At 71.0% G+C, this 14,511-nt stretch carries 12 protein-coding genes; 1 reads left to right on the forward strand and 11 read right to left on the reverse strand.

The window, feature by feature from the left end; genetic code table 11:
* Nucleotides 1-73: 73 nt before the first annotated feature.
* On the reverse strand, nucleotides 74-364 hold the full coding sequence (locus tag IE318_RS26415) for a DUF3039 domain-containing protein (protein ID WP_189904280.1): 291 nt from the start codon (nucleotides 362-364) through the stop codon (nucleotides 74-76).
* Nucleotides 365-392: 28 nt separating this feature from the next.
* Complete coding sequence (locus IE318_RS26420) at nucleotides 393-965, reverse strand: YqgE/AlgH family protein (RefSeq protein WP_189904282.1); 573 nt, start codon at nucleotides 963-965, stop codon at nucleotides 393-395.
* Between the two features lie 286 nt (nucleotides 966-1,251).
* Here IE318_RS26420 and murA point away from each other — a divergent pair, with 286 nt between their 5' ends.
* Entirely contained in the window at nucleotides 1,252-2,592 is a 1,341-nt protein-coding gene (gene murA / locus IE318_RS26425) for a UDP-N-acetylglucosamine 1-carboxyvinyltransferase (RefSeq protein ID WP_189904284.1), read from the forward strand.
* A gap of 318 nt (nucleotides 2,593-2,910) precedes the next feature.
* On the opposite strand, the gene IE318_RS26430 is transcribed toward murA, so the two are convergent.
* The 9 genes from IE318_RS26430 to IE318_RS26470 all read right to left on the reverse strand — a co-directional run bounded on the left by IE318_RS26430 (nucleotide 2,911) and on the right by IE318_RS26470 (nucleotide 14,297).
* A complete protein-coding gene (locus tag IE318_RS26430; RefSeq protein ID WP_003990598.1) occupies nucleotides 2,911-3,192 on the reverse strand; it encodes an HU family DNA-binding protein in 282 nt (93 codons plus the stop codon).
* A gap of 416 nt (nucleotides 3,193-3,608) precedes the next feature.
* Nucleotides 3,609-5,051, reverse strand: coding sequence for an NAD-dependent malic enzyme (locus IE318_RS26435; RefSeq protein WP_030167261.1), 1,443 nt, complete (start codon nucleotides 5,049-5,051; stop codon nucleotides 3,609-3,611).
* A 383-nt stretch (nucleotides 5,052-5,434) separates the two neighbouring features.
* Nucleotides 5,435-7,876 carry a HelD family protein gene (locus IE318_RS26440; RefSeq protein ID WP_189904286.1) on the reverse strand — a complete coding sequence of 814 codons (2,442 nt, stop codon included), beginning with the start codon at nucleotides 7,874-7,876 and terminating at the stop codon, nucleotides 5,435-5,437.
* A 277-nt stretch (nucleotides 7,877-8,153) separates the two neighbouring features.
* Nucleotides 8,154-8,972, reverse strand: coding sequence for an anti-sigma factor family protein (locus IE318_RS26445; RefSeq protein WP_308438597.1), 819 nt, complete (start codon nucleotides 8,970-8,972; stop codon nucleotides 8,154-8,156).
* Nucleotides 8,972-9,556, reverse strand: coding sequence for a sigma-70 family RNA polymerase sigma factor (locus IE318_RS26450; protein WP_030167252.1), 585 nt, complete (start codon nucleotides 9,554-9,556; stop codon nucleotides 8,972-8,974). Before IE318_RS26450 ends, IE318_RS26445 begins: the two co-directional genes overlap by 1 nt.
* A gap of 258 nt (nucleotides 9,557-9,814) precedes the next feature.
* Nucleotides 9,815-10,651 carry a hypothetical protein gene (locus IE318_RS26455; RefSeq protein WP_189904290.1) on the reverse strand — a complete coding sequence of 279 codons (837 nt, stop codon included), beginning with the start codon at nucleotides 10,649-10,651 and terminating at the stop codon, nucleotides 9,815-9,817.
* A 312-nt stretch (nucleotides 10,652-10,963) separates the two neighbouring features.
* On the reverse strand, nucleotides 10,964-11,557 hold the full coding sequence (locus IE318_RS26460; RefSeq protein ID WP_189904292.1) for a CGNR zinc finger domain-containing protein: 594 nt from the start codon (nucleotides 11,555-11,557) through the stop codon (nucleotides 10,964-10,966).
* Nucleotides 11,558-11,667: 110 nt separating this feature from the next.
* On the reverse strand, nucleotides 11,668-12,828 hold the full coding sequence (locus tag IE318_RS26465; RefSeq protein WP_189904294.1) for a uroporphyrinogen-III synthase: 1,161 nt from the start codon (nucleotides 12,826-12,828) through the stop codon (nucleotides 11,668-11,670).
* Nucleotides 12,829-12,920: 92 nt separating this feature from the next.
* A complete protein-coding gene (locus tag IE318_RS26470; protein WP_189904296.1) occupies nucleotides 12,921-14,297 on the reverse strand; it encodes a nitrate/nitrite transporter in 1,377 nt (458 codons plus the stop codon).
* Nucleotides 14,298-14,511: the final 214 nt, after the last annotated feature.

A 14,511-nucleotide genomic window follows, 5' to 3' on the forward strand; every position in this document is an offset into this window, starting at 1 on the left:
ACGGAGCCTAGGGACTACCGCAGGCACCCACAAGAGGTCTGGACCACTGAGGTCTGAACCGCTCTCCCGGCGACTACTTGCCGCCGCCCTTGCCGCCCTTGTCGTCGCCGCCGCCGGCACCCATGGACTCGTAGATCTCCTTGCACAGGGGGCACACCGGGTACTTCTTCGGGTCGCGGCCGGGCACCCAGACCTTGCCGCACAGCGCCACGACGGGCGTCCCGTCCAGGGCGCTCGCCATGATCTTGTCCTTCTGGACATAGTGGGCGAAGCGCTCGTGGTCGCCGTCGCCGTGGGACACCTGCGGCGTCGGCTCTACGAGGGTTCCCGTACCAGTCCCGCGCTCGGGCTCGAGAGTGCTCATACGGCAAGGGTACTGAAGCGTCCGGAGTTCAGTTGAGCGATGGGTCGTCCGGATATGTGGCGACCATCGCCAGCTCGTTGCGCTGCCGGCGCAGCACCTCGCGCCAGAGCCGCTCGGGGGACGGGGAGGACACGTCGCCGGGCTCCGACTCGACGACGTACCACGCCCCATCCACCAGCTCGTCCTCCAGCTGACCGGGGCCCCAGCCGGCGTACCCGGCGAAGATCCGCAGCGATCCGAGGGCGGAGGCCAGCAGCTCCGGCGGGGCCTCCAGGTCGACGAGTCCGATCGCGCCGTGCACCCGGCGCCAGCCCAGCGGAGCGGCCTCGCCGGAGGCGCCGCCCGGGATGACGGCGACGCCGAGCGCGGAGTCCAGCGACACGGGGCCGCCCTGGAAGACGACGCCGGGCTCCCCGGCGAGATCCGCCCAGCCCTCGAGGATGTCGCCGACGTCCACGGGCGTGGGACGGTTGAGGACGACACCGAGGGAGCCCTCCTCGTCGTGGTCGAGAAGGAGCACCACCGCGCGGTCGAAGTTCGGGTCCGCCAGGGCGGGCGTTGCCACGAGCAGCCGCCCTGTGAGCGAGGACACCTCGGTCATGCCAGACATGATCCCGCATCTTGCCCAGGTGTGGGGAGCCAATCCGGCTACGGGAGTGAGGGCAGCTCACGGGGGCACGGGAGCGCCGAGGGCGCACGGCCAGGCGGTGACCCCATGTGCCCGGTCTGCGACGGTTCGTGTTGTGACACAGCCATGACGTGGCTGGGCGGTCCTCGGGCTTACTTCAGGGGGGTGTACGGCGATTACTCTGTCTTCCCCGGCCCTGACCGAAGTGATCGGCCGCGCCCGGCCACCCCCCTGCCCACCTCATCGGAACGCGAGATACATGAGCGTCAACGACGATGTCCTGCTTGTCCATGGCGGCACCCCGCTGGAGGGCGAGATCCGTGTCCGCGGTGCGAAGAACCTCGTGCCCAAGGCCATGGTCGCCGCTCTGCTGGGCAGTGAGCCAAGTCGGCTGCGCAACGTTCCGGACATCCGTGACGTGCGGGTCGTACGCGGTCTGCTGCAGCTGCACGGGGTGACGGTCCGTCCGGGTGAGGAGCCGGGCGAGCTGGTGCTCGACCCGACCCGGGTGGAGAGCGCGAACGTGGCTGACATCGATGCCCACGCGGGCTCCAGCCGCATTCCGATCCTGTTCTGCGGCCCGCTGCTGCACCGGCTGGGCCACGCGTTCATCCCCGGCCTCGGCGGCTGCGACATCGGCGGCCGGCCCATCGACTTCCACTTCGACGTGCTGCGGCAGTTCGGCGCGGTGATCGAGAAGCGGGCCGACGGCCAGTACCTGGAGGCGCCCAAGGGGCTGCGCGGCACGAAGATCCGGCTGCCCTACCCGTCCGTCGGCGCGACCGAGCAGGTGCTGCTGACGGCCGTACTCGCCGAGGGCGTCACGGAGTTGTCCAACGCGGCGGTCGAGCCGGAGATCGAGGACCTGATCTGCGTCCTGCAGAAGATGGGCGCGATCATCGCGATCGACACCGACCGCACCATCCGCATCACCGGTGTGGACAAGCTCGGCGGCTACACCCACCGCGCGCTCGCGGACCGTCTGGAGGCCGCCTCCTGGGCGTCGGCGGCGCTGGCGACCGAGGGCAACATCTACGTCCACGGGGCCCAGCAGCGGTCCATGATGACCTTCCTGAACACCTACCGGAAGGTGGGCGGGGCCTTCGAGATCGACGACGAGGGCATCCGCTTCTGGCACCCCGGCGGGCAGTTGAAGTCCATCGCACTGGAGACGGACGTGCACCCCGGCTTCCAGACCGACTGGCAGCAGCCGCTGGTGGTCGCCCTCACCCAGGCGACCGGCCTGTCGATCATCCACGAGACGGTGTACGAGTCCCGTCTGGGCTTCACCTCCGCGCTGAACCAGATGGGCGCCCACATCCAGCTCTACCGCGAGTGCCTGGGCGGCTCCGACTGCCGCTTCGGCCAGCGCAACTTCCTGCACTCGGCCGTCGTCTCCGGCCCGACCCGGCTCCAGGGCGCCGACCTGGTCATCCCGGACCTGCGCGGCGGCTTCTCCTACCTGATCGCCGCCCTGGCCGCCCAGGGCACCTCCCGGGTCCACGGCATCGACCTGATCAACCGCGGCTACGAGAACTTCATGGAGAAGCTCGTGGAACTGGGCGCGAAGGTCGAGCTGCCGGGCCAGGCGCTCGGCTGACGGCCCTCAGCCGCGCCACTCCGGCTGAGCGAGCGCCTTCCGGCTGGGGGCCCGGGGGTCATCCCCCGGACAAGCACAGCATGGAGAAGCTCGTGGAACTGGGCGCGAAGGTCGAGCTGCCGGGCCAGGCACTCGGCTAGCGGTCGCCACAGGCCGTCGTACGCAGCGCTCACGGCGGACGTACGACGGCAGCGCTCACCCGCGGCTGTAGGCGCGTACGACGATGGGGCGGCCCCCGGTGAAGGGGGCCGCCCCATTGACGTCGATGCCGGACCTAGCGGGCCGCGTACGCCGTCCCGAGGCGTACCAACGGCAAGGTCACTTGCCCTTGGCGGCTTCCTTGAGCTTGCTGCCCGCGGAGACCTTGACGCTGTAGCCGGCCGGGATCTGGATCGGCTCGCCGGTCTGCGGGTTGCGGGCGGTGCGAGCGGCACGGTGGGTGCGCTCGAAGGTGAGGAAGCCAGGGATGGTGACCTTCTCGTCCCCCTTGGAGACGATGTCGCCGACGACGTCGGCGAACGCGGCCAGCACGGCGTCGGCGTCCTTGCGGGTCACCTCGGCGCGGTCGGCCAGCGCGGCCACCAGCTCACTGCGGTTCATGTTGTTACTCCCGTGTTCTTCTTGCCGTTGAGGCGTGCCACGCGGCCAAGCCGCATGTTGGGCCAGCGAAGCCGATGCTGCCAGGGTCCTCGATCGGTCCCCGGACCCGGGTCCCTCGTCAGACCCTCGCGCCCAGGGAGGCATCCTGCCCCCACCTGCGGCGGGAAAGCCAATCCGGCACCCGTAGGAGTCGTGAGAACACCCTTGGGAGTCACACGAAAAGAGGGCCTGCGCCTGGCGGCCACGATAAAACGCGCCACTGACAACGCGATCGGCGACGCGCCGGTTTCAGGCCCACCGTGGCCATCGTCACGTCCGGGAGCCGCCGCCCCCGGACGCCTGTTTTCAGTCAGTATGACCCGTTTGTCAAGTGATGCTCGGAGCAGGTGCCCCGAAGAGGTACTCAGAGCAGGTGCTCAGACGACGCTGGTCGGGCTGCTGCTCACCGGTGCCGCCCCGGCCGCCTTGGCGGCCTCGCGCACCGCTCCGGCGACGGCGCCGGCGACCTTCTCGTTGAAGACGGACGGGATGATGTAGTTCGGGTTCAGCTCGTCCTCGGTGACCACGTCGGCCAGGGCCTGCGCGGCGGCCAGCATCATCTCGGTGTTGACGGTGCGGGACTGGGCGTCCAGCAGGCCGCGGAAGACGCCCGGGAAGACCAGCACGTTGTTGATCTGGTTGGGGAAGTCGGAGCGGCCGGTGGCCACAACTGCGGCCGTCTGCCGGGCGATTGCCGGGTCGACCTCGGGGTCGGGATTCGCGAGCGCGAACACGATCGCACCGTCGGCCATGGCGGACACGTCCTCGCCGTCGAGCACGTTCGGGGCCGAGACGCCGATGAAGACGTCGGCGCCGCGCACGGCCTCCTTCAGGGTGCCGGTGAGGTTCTCGGGGTTGGTGTTGTCGGCGATCCAGCGCAGCGCCGACTCGGGGGCGGCGTCGACCAGATCATGGCGGCCGGTGTGCACCACACCGTGGATGTCGGCGACGACCGCGTTCTTCACACCCGCCGCGAGCAGCAGTTTGAGGATGGCCGTACCGGCGGCTCCGGCGCCGGACATCACGACCCGGACGTTCTCGATCGGCTTGTCCACCACGCGCAGCGCGTTGGTGAGGGCGGCGAGCACGACGATCGCGGTGCCGTGCTGGTCGTCGTGGAAGACGGGGATGTCCAGGGCCTCGCGCAGCCGGGCCTCGATCTCGAAGCAGCGGGGCGCGGAGATGTCCTCCAGGTTGATGCCGGCGAAGCCGGGGGCGATCGCCTTGACGATCTCCACGATCGCGTCGGTGTCCTGGGTGTCCAGGCAGATCGGCCAGGCGTCGATGCCGGCGAACCGCTTGAAGAGGGCCGCCTTGCCCTCCATGACCGGCAGCGCGGCCTTGGGGCCGATGTTGCCCAGGCCCAGCACGGCGGAGCCGTCCGTCACGACCGCAACGGAGTTGCGCTTGATGGTCAGGCGGCGGGCGTCCTCGGGGTTCTCGGCGATCGCCATGCAGACGCGGGCCACACCCGGCGTGTAGACCATGGACAGGTCGTCACGGTTGCGGATGGGGTGCTTGGACGCCATCTCGATCTTGCCGCCGAGGTGCATCAGGAACGTACGGTCGGAGACCTTGCCGAGCGTGACGCCCTCGATGCCGCGCAGCTTCCCGACGATCTCGTCGGCGTGCGCGGTGGAGGTGGCCGCGATGGTGACGTCGATACGGAGCTTCTCGTGGCCGGACGCGGTGACGTCGAGGCCGGTGACCGAGCCTCCGGAGGACTCCACGACGGTGGTGAGCTGCGAGACGGCGGTTCCGCTCGCGGGCACCTCCAGCCGGATGGTCATCGAGTAGGAGACGCTGGGCGCCGTTGCCATGGCCGACTTCCTCTGCTTTCACCGTGTCGCGAGTTGTAGCCGTCCGATCGTCGCACCTACCCCTGAGTACGTGGTAGTCGCCCCGGATTGCGGACGTTTTGTTCACGGAGGAGCGCGCGCTTTCGGAAAACGACTTCCACCATACGAGAAAGGATCGGACAAAGAAAGAGGCCCACGTCACTCGGTGACGTGGGCCTCTCACACGTTCATGACACCGACCCGCCATGCTCGCCTCGCGGCAAGTGGTCCCTCGAAGGGACGAAGGTTGGGCCCGGGGGCTTGGATCGAGCCGGTGTCACGGTCAAGGCTAACAAACAGATGCCGCGGGGCCATTCCCGTAGCTCCCGCTTCCGGCGGAATCAGTCCCGGGCGGGTTCCCCCGATCAGTCCCTGAGCAGGTCCGGCACCCCGGCCGCGTCCGGTTCGTCCCGCTCCCCCGAGACCACCGTCAGCTGCTGGGTGGCCCGGGTCAGGGCGACGTAGAGCACCCGCAGGCCGGCCGGCGACTCGTCGGCGATCTCCGCGGGCGAGACGACCAGCGTCGCGTCGTACTCCAGGCCCTTCGCCTCCAGGCTGCCCAGGGCCACGACCCGGTCCCCGAGGCCGGCCAGCCAGCGCCTGGCCTCCTCGCGCCGGTTCATCGCGACGACCACGCCGACCGTGCCGTCCACCCGGTCCAGCAGCCGCTCGGCCTCCTGACGCACGGTGCTCGCCACCGAGTCCCGTACGACCGCGAAGCGCGGCTGTACGCCCGTGGAGCGCACCGCCGACGGGGCCCGGGAGCCGGGCATGGCAAGGGCGAGCACCTTCGCGGCCAGCTCGGCGATCTCGGCCGGGTTGCGGTAGTTCACCGTGAGCTCGAAGCGGCGGCGCGGGCGGGTGCCCAGGGCCTCGTCACGGGCCTCGGCCGCCTCGTCCGGGTCGGACCAGGAGGACTGGGCCGGATCGCCCACCACCGTCCAGGTGGCGTGCCGGCCGCGACGGCCGACCATGCGCCACTGCATGGGCGTGAGGTCCTGCGCCTCGTCCACGATGACGTGCGCGTACTCGGTGCGCTCCTGCGCGAGGCGCTCGGCCCGCTCGCGCTGCGACTCCTCGCGCACCGGCATGAGCTCCTCCAGGCCGGTGAGCTGGTCCAGCGGGTCCAGCTCGCGCTTCTTCCTCGGGCGGGCCGGGGTGCCGAGGATCGCCCGGAGCTCGTCGAGCATCGCGATGTCGTGCACCGAGTACCCGTCCCGCTTCAGCGAACGGGCGACCCTGCGCACCTCACCGGGGTTGAGGACCCGGCGCGCCCAGCGGCCCAGGCGCCGCTCGTCGGCCATGGCGGCGAGCACGGCGCGCGGGGTCAGCTCGGGCCACCAGGCGTCCAGGAAGGCGGTGAAGGAGTCCTCGCTCGTCACGTCCTCGTCGAAGGAGGAGCGCAGCTCGGCGGCCAGCTCGGGGTCGGTGTGCCGGGCGCCGGCGCCGGACCGCTCCCACAGGGCGTCCAGCAGCAGCTTGCGGGCGCGCGGGCGCAACAGGTTGACCGGCGCGGTGCCGCCGAGGGCGGTGCGCCGGATGCGGTCCAGCTCCCCGCCCTCCAGCTCCAGCCGGCGCCCGAAGGCGACCACCCGCAGCCGGGCGGGCGGCCCGGCGGGGGTCTGCGGGGCGGCGTCGCCGTCCGTGTCGTCACCGAGGGCGAGCTGCCCCGCCGCGGCGGCCGCGGCCGCCACCGGACCGGCCGCCGCGCCCGCGCCGGGACCAAGCTCAAGCGCGCCGCGCGCCGCCTTCCGCAGCACCTTCAGCATCCGGTACGAGCCCTTGGCCCGGGCCACGGACGGCGAGTCGTACAGCGTGGCCTCGGTGCCCTCGACCAGCGAGCCGATCGCGCGGATGGCGACCTGGCCCTCCTCGCCGAGGGAAGGCAGCACGCCCTCGGTGTACGCCACGAGGAGCGGGGTCGGCGAGACGATCAGGATGCCGCCCGCGTAGCGGCGCCGGTCCTGGTAGAGCAGGTAGGCCGCCCGGTGCAGGGCGACCGCCGTCTTGCCCGTGCCCGGGCCGCCCTCGACGTACGTCACCGAGGCGGCGGGCGCGCGGATGACCAGGTCCTGCTCCGCCTGGATGGAGGCGACGATGTCCCGCATGGTGTGGGTGCGGGCGCGGCCGAGCGCGGCCATCAGCGCGCCGTCGCCGATGACGGGCAGCTCCCGGCTGTCCAGGAAGGCCGTCAGCTCGGGCCGCATCAGGTCGTCCTCGACGCCGAGCACGCGCCGCCCCTTGGAGCGGATCACACGACGGCGGACGACCCGGCCGGGGTCGACCGGGGTGGAGCGGTAGAACGGGGCGGCGGCCGGCGCCCGCCAGTCGATGACGAGCGGGGAGTAGTCCTCGTCGAGGACACCGATCCGGCCGATGTGCAGGGTCTCGGCGATGTCGGCGGTGTTGTCCTCGCGCACCGCGCCCTCGGCGGGCTCCACGGCCGTGTAGGCGCCGTCGGGCCCCTTCTTGCCGTCCTTGCCGAGCAGCAGGTCGATACGGCCGAAGAGGAAGTCCTCGAACTCGTTGTTCAGCCGGTTGAGGTGGATGCCCGCGCGGAAGACCTGCGCGTCGCGCTCGGCGAGCGCGCCGGGAGTGCCGACCTGGCCGCGCTTGGCCGCGTCGTGCATGAGGAACTCCGCCTCGTGGATCTTCTCCTCGAGCCGGCGGTACACCCGGTCCAGGTGTTCCTGTTCGCCGCGGATCTCCTGGTCGCGCACCGAGTCCTGCGCGGCGTCCTGCGCCGCGCCGTGGCCTGCGCCGTGAACCGATTCGACCGCGGAATCCTGTTGAGCCTGAGCGGCCACCGGGCCCCCTTCTGACGTGCTGGGCAGCCGTCAACCGTACGCGAAGGGGACCCGTCGGCGGAAGCCGGGCGGCGGCCCGGGCACCTCTCTGGCCGTTCGCCAGGTCCTGTCGTCAAACTCCCGTCGTCCGCCCGAAGGGCGGCCCTGCGGCGTCAGGTGCGTGCTCTCGGCGTGCCGGGCGCGGGCCCACGTACTTGGACGTACTTGGGTCTGCGCCCGGTGCGGCGAGGGGGGCGTGCATGGCGTCGCGGGGCAGACGGGAGTTTGACGACAGGGCCTAGGCGTCCACCTGGACCAGTCGCTTGCCGTCGAAGGTCATGACCTCGAAGTGATCGATCTGGTTCGGCTGGAAGGCCGCTCCGCCGCGGATGTAGAGGGGGTTCTTGGCCTCCTCGGTCTTGGCGTTCGGAACGCCGTAGCCCCAGCCGGGAACGGACCAGGACGTGATCGTCTCCCGCTCGCCGTTCTTGCCGACGGCGATGAGCGAGCAGCGCTCGGGGCCGGTCACGTTCTTCAGCTGCAGGACCGCGTTGGTCCCCCAGTCCTTCTTCTCCAGCGCGACGGTCGCGGTGACGTGCGTGGCCGGGTCGGTGGCCGTCACCTTGTCGGACATGGTGTCGAAGGCGGCCTTCGCGGGGTTCGCGGCCACCGTGGGCGTGGAGCCGCCGTCCGAACCGCTGACCGCGTACACCGTCAGCGGGCCGCCGATGATCAGCGCCGCGGCCGCCGCGACCAGGTAGAAGCCCTTGCGGCGCTTCCGGGCGCGGTGCTCGGAGACCTCGTCGACCAGCTTCTCCACCAGCCGCGGACTGGGCTTCGCCGACAGGGACTCGCCGATCGCGGGGGTGCCGGCGCCCGGCAGGTCCGCGAGCGCGGCCAGCATCGGCTCCATCCCGGCCAGCTCGTCGAGCTGCTGGGCGCACCACTCGCAGGTGGCGAGGTGTGCCTCGAAAGCGGTTGCCTCGGCGTCGTCGAGAATTCCGAGGGCGTAGGCGCCGACGGTCTCGTGCTCGTTCGGGGCCGGTGATCCCTGCATGGACCCTGACATACCCGAACCACCCGGGCCGAATCCCTGGTTTCCCCCGTAGATGCTCATCACGCCGTCACCCCCCGCTCCTCCAGAGCCAGCTTCATCGAACGCAGGGCGTAGAACACCCGGGAGCGGACGGTGCCGCTGGGTATGCCCAGCGTCTCGGCCGCCTCGTTGACGGTACGCCCTTTGAAGTACGTCTCGACGAGGACCTCCCGGTGGGCCGGGGTCAGGTCGTCGAGCGCGTCCGACAGCGTCATCAGCCACAGCGCCTTGTCGATCTCGTCCTCCGCGGGGATGACCTCCAGCGGCGACGGATCGACCTCCTGCGGCCGGGCCTGCCGGCTGCGGTGGCCGTCGATGACGATGCGCCGGGCGACCGTCACCAGCCAGGGGCGTACCGAACCGGTCGCTCGATTGAGCTGGCCGGCGTTCTTCCAGGCACGGATGAGCGTCTCCTGCACCACGTCCTCGGCGCGCTGCCGGTCTCCGGCGACCAGCCTGAGGACGTACGCGAGCAAGGGACCGGCGTGCTCGCGGTACAGCGCGCGCATCAGCTCCTCGTCAGGTTCCGAGGGCTGTGAGGACATGCGATGTCGGGCCCTCGATCCACGTTCATTGGCCACGGCCGCATCCTTGCGCACGCCCACCTCCGGTGTCCGGGGGTTCCCCCAGTCGGTCGCTCGTGCACGGGTACGGATACGGAACGCCCCGCGTTCAAAGCGAGCCCACGGTTTTCTTCGAGTCGACGTGACGAGAGAGGACATGGGAGCACATTCCCCCCACCCACCCTTTACGTTTCCGCCACACCGACGGGTCGAGCCGCGCTGCCCGCGCCCTCCGCCGTCCAAACGAGGTGTTGCCCAAATCACACGCAGCTGGGCAGGACCACCGAGGCGGGCTGCCCTTCACCGCCTCGGCGCACCCCACCATCTCCCGTGGCGCTGACGGACGCGATTCCAGGCTTCGTCAGGGGCATCGTCGGGCACTGCTACGAGCATGGATTCGGCTTCGTCGCGCACGTAACCGACCTGAGCCGCGGTCAGGCACCGGCACTTCCAGACCAGCCCCGCCATCTCGGCCGCCAGCGGATCGCAGGGCCGCGACGCCTCCCCGAGTTCGACGCCTGTGATGGCGGCGAGGTCACCAGCCGGGATACCGAGAGCCGTCGCGAAGCCCTCCACCCGCTCCGCGGTGAGCGGAACCCGGCCCCGTCCGATGCCGCCGATCGTGGAGGCGGCCAGGTACACACGGCCTTCGGTCAGCAGGGCCAGGACCCTGGCCACAGCGGCCACGGAGTGCAGATTCCGGTTGCCGCACAGCAGGTTGACGAGCATCGCGCCGAAGCCCGCCTCGTGCTGGTCGAAGACGTACGGCGGAGCGGACGAAGGTTCTTCGAGTTCCAGCGGCATTTGATCGACAAGCCGCTGGACGAGGGCTCTCTGCTCCGGCGGCAGCGCCATCGCGATCCGGACAAGGGCCACGACCGCGGACCCGGCGGCCGACCCCCGCGGTGGGAGGACTTCCGGCACCGGGACGTCGGCGATCACATGGAGGTCTGCGGCGTGGAACCCGAGCGCGGGAGCGAGCTTGTCGAGCTGCGCAGCCGACGGCGCCCTGCCGGACACCACCGAGCGGAGTTCCGCCTCCGGGACACCGGACGCCGAGGACAGCCACGCGACGTCCACCCGGCGGTGGTTCATGAGTCGGGTCAACAACACGCCGAAGTCCGGCTTGTTCGCCACGGTCTCACCCTCCGCGTCCTGACTTCCGTGGTGGTCATCGTGCTTGCCGTGTTCTGGACTGTGATCACCGGGTACACATGGTGGTTCTACGGCGACTCTCGGAAGGCACTCGCGCTGCAGGGCGAAGGCGGAAGCGAAGAAGACCCGGCGTCTCGGTCAGTGAGCCATGGAGCTCTTCCAACTGCCTTGGGGCCAGGGCACCGTGTCCACCACCATGTCGGCCTGCAGCGGACCGGGCACCGACGGAACCAGCCACCTCCACCGATCACGTTCGACAAGCGGGCGGCTCTCCGACGTGGTCGAGCGCGCCCCTCAGGCGCGGGCGATGGCCGCGCGGCGGCGGTGGCGGGCCACTCGTTCGCGGTTGCCGCAGACCTCGCTGGAGCACCAGCGCCTGCGGCGGCCACGGGAGGCGTCCAGGTAGACGATCGGGCAGTTGTCGCCCGCGCACTGGCGCAGGGCCGCCCGGGCCACGGGGTCGGTGAGCAGGTCCAGGGCGTCCCGGGCGACGGCCGCGAGCAGTGCCGCGCAGTCGGGAGGGTCGGCCAGCGCGCGTACCAGCGTGCCGTCCGTGTCGCGTACGGCGCGGGGAGCGGGCGGTGCGGGGCGGGCGAGGTCGTTGACGCGGGCAAGCGCGAGGTCGTGGGGACGGACGTCCCCCGTGAGGTGCGCGCGCACCAACTTCCCCACGTCGTCCCTCAGTCCGTGGAAGCGGGGTGCCCAGGAGGCGTCGGTGTGCGTCAGGGCCGTGCCCGGTGGCACCAGTCCTGAGCCGGTGATCCAGGCACACAGTGCGGGCGGGGAGTCCAGGCGTTCGCCGGGATGGGTGGTGGCGAGGAGATCCAGGCAGATCCGCCCGGCGTCGAAGCGCAGCTCGTACGGGATCGTGGCCGTACCCAGTGCCATGTGCCTGTCACCGCCTAGGACAGGGAACCTTCACCTCCCACAGTGCCTGCCCGCTCCCGCGTCCGGAACCCCTCGTACCGGCGAGGTCCCCCGAGCCCGCGTCTCCGTCCCTACTCCTCCGCGTACTTCTCCTCCGTCGCCGGGTCCAGGGCCAGGCGGTAGCCCCGCTTGACCACCGTCTGGATCAGCTTCGGTGCCCCGAGCGCCGTGCGCAGGCGGGCCATCGCCGTTTCCACCGCGTGTTCGTCGCGGCCGGCGCCCGGCAGGGTGCGCAGGAGGTCGGCGCGGGCGACGACCCAGCCGGGGCGCCGGGCCAGGGCGCGCAGCAGGGCCATGCCGGCCGGCGGTACGGGCTTCAGGTCGCCGTCGATCAGCACCGCGTGGCCGCGGATCTCCAGCCGGTGACCGGCGACGGGCAACGGGTGGGCGCGGGCCGGAAGTTCGCGGCACAGCAGCTGCACCAGCGGGCCCAGCCGGAACCGTTCCGGCTGCACGGTGTCGATGCCGTGCGCCTGCAACGGCACCGCGGTGACGGGGCCGACGCATGCCGCCAGCAGGTCGTGGCCGAGCGCGGTGAGCAGCTCGGGCAGCAGTCCCCGTTCCTCGGCCCGTGCCAGCAGGGACGCGGCGGCCGGTGCGCTGGTGAAGGTGAGCGCGTCCAGGCCGCGGGAGACGGCGGCGTCCAGCAGGCGGTCCAGCGGACCGGGATCCTCCGGAGGCAGCCAGCGGTACACCGGCACCGGGACCACCTCCGCTCCGCCGGCGCGCAGCGCCTCCACGAACCCCGGCAGCGGTTCGCCGTGCAGCTGTACGGCCACCCGGCGGCCGTCCACGCTCTGCCCGAGCAGCCGGTCGAGCACCTCTGCCATGGACTCCGACGACGGGGACCACTCCTCGGTCAGCCCGGCGGCCCGGATCGCGCCCTTCACCTTGGGCCCGCGCGCCAGCAGCTCGGTCCGGCGCAGCTGCGTCAGCAGCGCCTCGCCGAGCCCCCACCCCTCGGCCGCCTCCACCCAGCCGCGGAAGCCGATCGCGGTGGTGGCGACCACCACGTCGGGCACCTGGTCGATGATCTCCTTGGTGGCGGCGAGGAGTTCCCCGTCGTCGGCGAGCGGAACGATGCGCAGGGCCGGAGCGTGCAGGACGGTGGCACCGCGCCGCTGGAGCAGGGCGCCCAGCTCGTCGGCCCGGCGCGCGGCGGTCACGCCCACGGTGAATCCGGCGAGCGGCCCGTGCTCGGACCGTTCGGCCTGGTGCTCTTCGTCGTACATGTGCTCGCTCTCCTAGCTGACCGGCACGCCGCCACCGAGCCTGTCAACGGCGCGTGACAGGCTCGGTTCGGCTTCATTGCACCGGTGTTACGTCACACCTCGGCATAGCTGAGCTGCGGCTTCGTCTCCGCTGCCACCGTAGTCACAGCCTGCCCCGCCGCGCGGCGAAGGTATACGGCCCAGGTCACCGCGAAGCAGACGCCGTAGAAGGCGAGGAAGGCGACGAACGCGCCGGTGCCGGAGCCGTAGGAGAGGAAGGACTGGCGGAAGGCGAGGTTGATGCCGACCCCGCCGAGCGCGCCGACGGCGCCGATCAGGCCCATGGAGGCGCCGGAGAGACGGCGGCCGTGGGCCATGGCGGCCTCCCCTTCGAGCCCCTTGGCCAGGGCCTTGGCCTGGAAGATGCCCGGGATCATCTTGTACGTCGAGCCGTTGCCGAGGCCGCTCAGCGCGAACAGGACGATGAAGACGGTCACGAACAGCGGCATCGACTGCTTCAGGCTCGCGACGACCAGGGCGGCGGTCGCCGCGGCCATGGCGACGTAGTTCCAGAGGGTGATCCGCGCGCCGCCGTACCGGTCCGCGAGCCGACCGCCGACGGGCCGGACCAGCGAGCCGAGCAGCGGGCCGATGAAGGTGAGGTAGGTCGCCTGGAGCGGGGTCCGGCCGAACTGGTTCGTCAGCACCTGGCCGAAGGCGAAGCTGTAGCCGATGAAGGAGCCGAAGGTGCCGACGTAGAGGAAGGACATGATCCAGGTGTGGGCGTCCTTCGCGGCGTCCTTCGCGGCGCCGGTGTCGTTCTTCACCGTCGCCAGGTTGTCCATGAAGAGCGCGGCGCACCCGGCGGCCACGACGATCAGCGGGATGTAGATGCCCAGCAGGACGCGCGGTCCGCCGCTCGCCCCGATGACCGCGAGCGCCACCAGCTGGATCGCCGCCACGCCGACGTTGCCGCCGCCGGCGTTGAGGCCCAGCGCCCAACCCTTCCTGCGCAGCGGGAAGAAGGCGTTGATGTTGGTCATGGAGGAGGCGAAGTTGCCGCCGCCGATGCCGGCGAGCAGGCCTACCCACAGGAAGGTGGAGAAGGAGGTGCCGGGGTGCATGACCGCGAAGGCCGCGATCGTCGGGACGAGCAGCAGGGCCGCCGAGACGATCGTCCAGTTCCGGCCACCGAAGAGGGCCACCGCGAAGGTGTAGGGGACGCGCACGACGGCGCCGACGAGGGTGACCACCGAGGTCAGCAGGAACTTGTCGGCGGGAGTGAGGCCGTACTCCGGGCCCATGAAGAGCACCAGGACGGACCACATGGTCCAGACCGAGAAGCCGATGTGCTCGGACAGGACCGAGAACCAGAGGTTCCGGTTGGCGATCCGTTCCCCGCTCGCCTCCCAGAACCCCTTGTCCTCCGGGTCCCAGTGCTCGATCCAGCGGCCACTGCGACGGGGCGGGGCTGGGGCTGGAGCTGTCATCACGCCTCCACGGGCTCCGGGTGCTCGGTCTGGCCGTCGACTGTCATCGACTGACTGAGCCCGAAGGTAGAAAGGGCGCGTTTCCTGCCTGTGGCGGTGGGTCACCGCAAGGGAACGTTGCTCTCACCTCACGGGGTGGGACGGTGAGAGGTCCCCCGCGGCCCTCACCGTCCTCGCAGCCCACACGGTCCTTGCGGTCCTCGTGGTCCTCCTG

It is taken from the genome of Streptomyces spiralis (assembly GCF_014654675.1).
In the GTDB taxonomy this organism is placed as follows: Bacteria; Actinomycetota; Actinomycetes; order Streptomycetales; family Streptomycetaceae; genus Streptomyces; species Streptomyces spiralis.

Coding starts and splice junctions, on each gene's coding strand:
- IE318_RS26415 (WP_189904280.1), bottom strand. CDS start 364: ATGAGCACTCTCGAGCCCGAGCGCGGGACTGGTACGGGAACCCTCGTA.
- IE318_RS26420 (WP_189904282.1), bottom strand. CDS start 965: ATGACCGAGGTGTCCTCGCTCACAGGGCGGCTGCTCGTGGCAACGCCC.
- murA (WP_189904284.1), top strand. CDS start 1,252: ATGAGCGTCAACGACGATGTCCTGCTTGTCCATGGCGGCACCCCGCTG.
- IE318_RS26430 (WP_003990598.1), bottom strand. CDS start 3,192: ATGAACCGCAGTGAGCTGGTGGCCGCGCTGGCCGACCGCGCCGAGGTG.
- IE318_RS26435 (WP_030167261.1), bottom strand. CDS start 5,051: ATGGCAACGGCGCCCAGCGTCTCCTACTCGATGACCATCCGGCTGGAG.
- IE318_RS26445 (WP_308438597.1), bottom strand. CDS start 8,972: ATGAGCATCTACGGGGGAAACCAGGGATTCGGCCCGGGTGGTTCGGGT.
- IE318_RS26460 (WP_189904292.1), bottom strand. CDS start 11,557: ATGGCACTGGGTACGGCCACGATCCCGTACGAGCTGCGCTTCGACGCC.
- IE318_RS26465 (WP_189904294.1), bottom strand. CDS start 12,828: ATGTACGACGAAGAGCACCAGGCCGAACGGTCCGAGCACGGGCCGCTC.
- IE318_RS26470 (WP_189904296.1), bottom strand. CDS start 14,297: ATGACAGCTCCAGCCCCAGCCCCGCCCCGTCGCAGTGGCCGCTGGATC.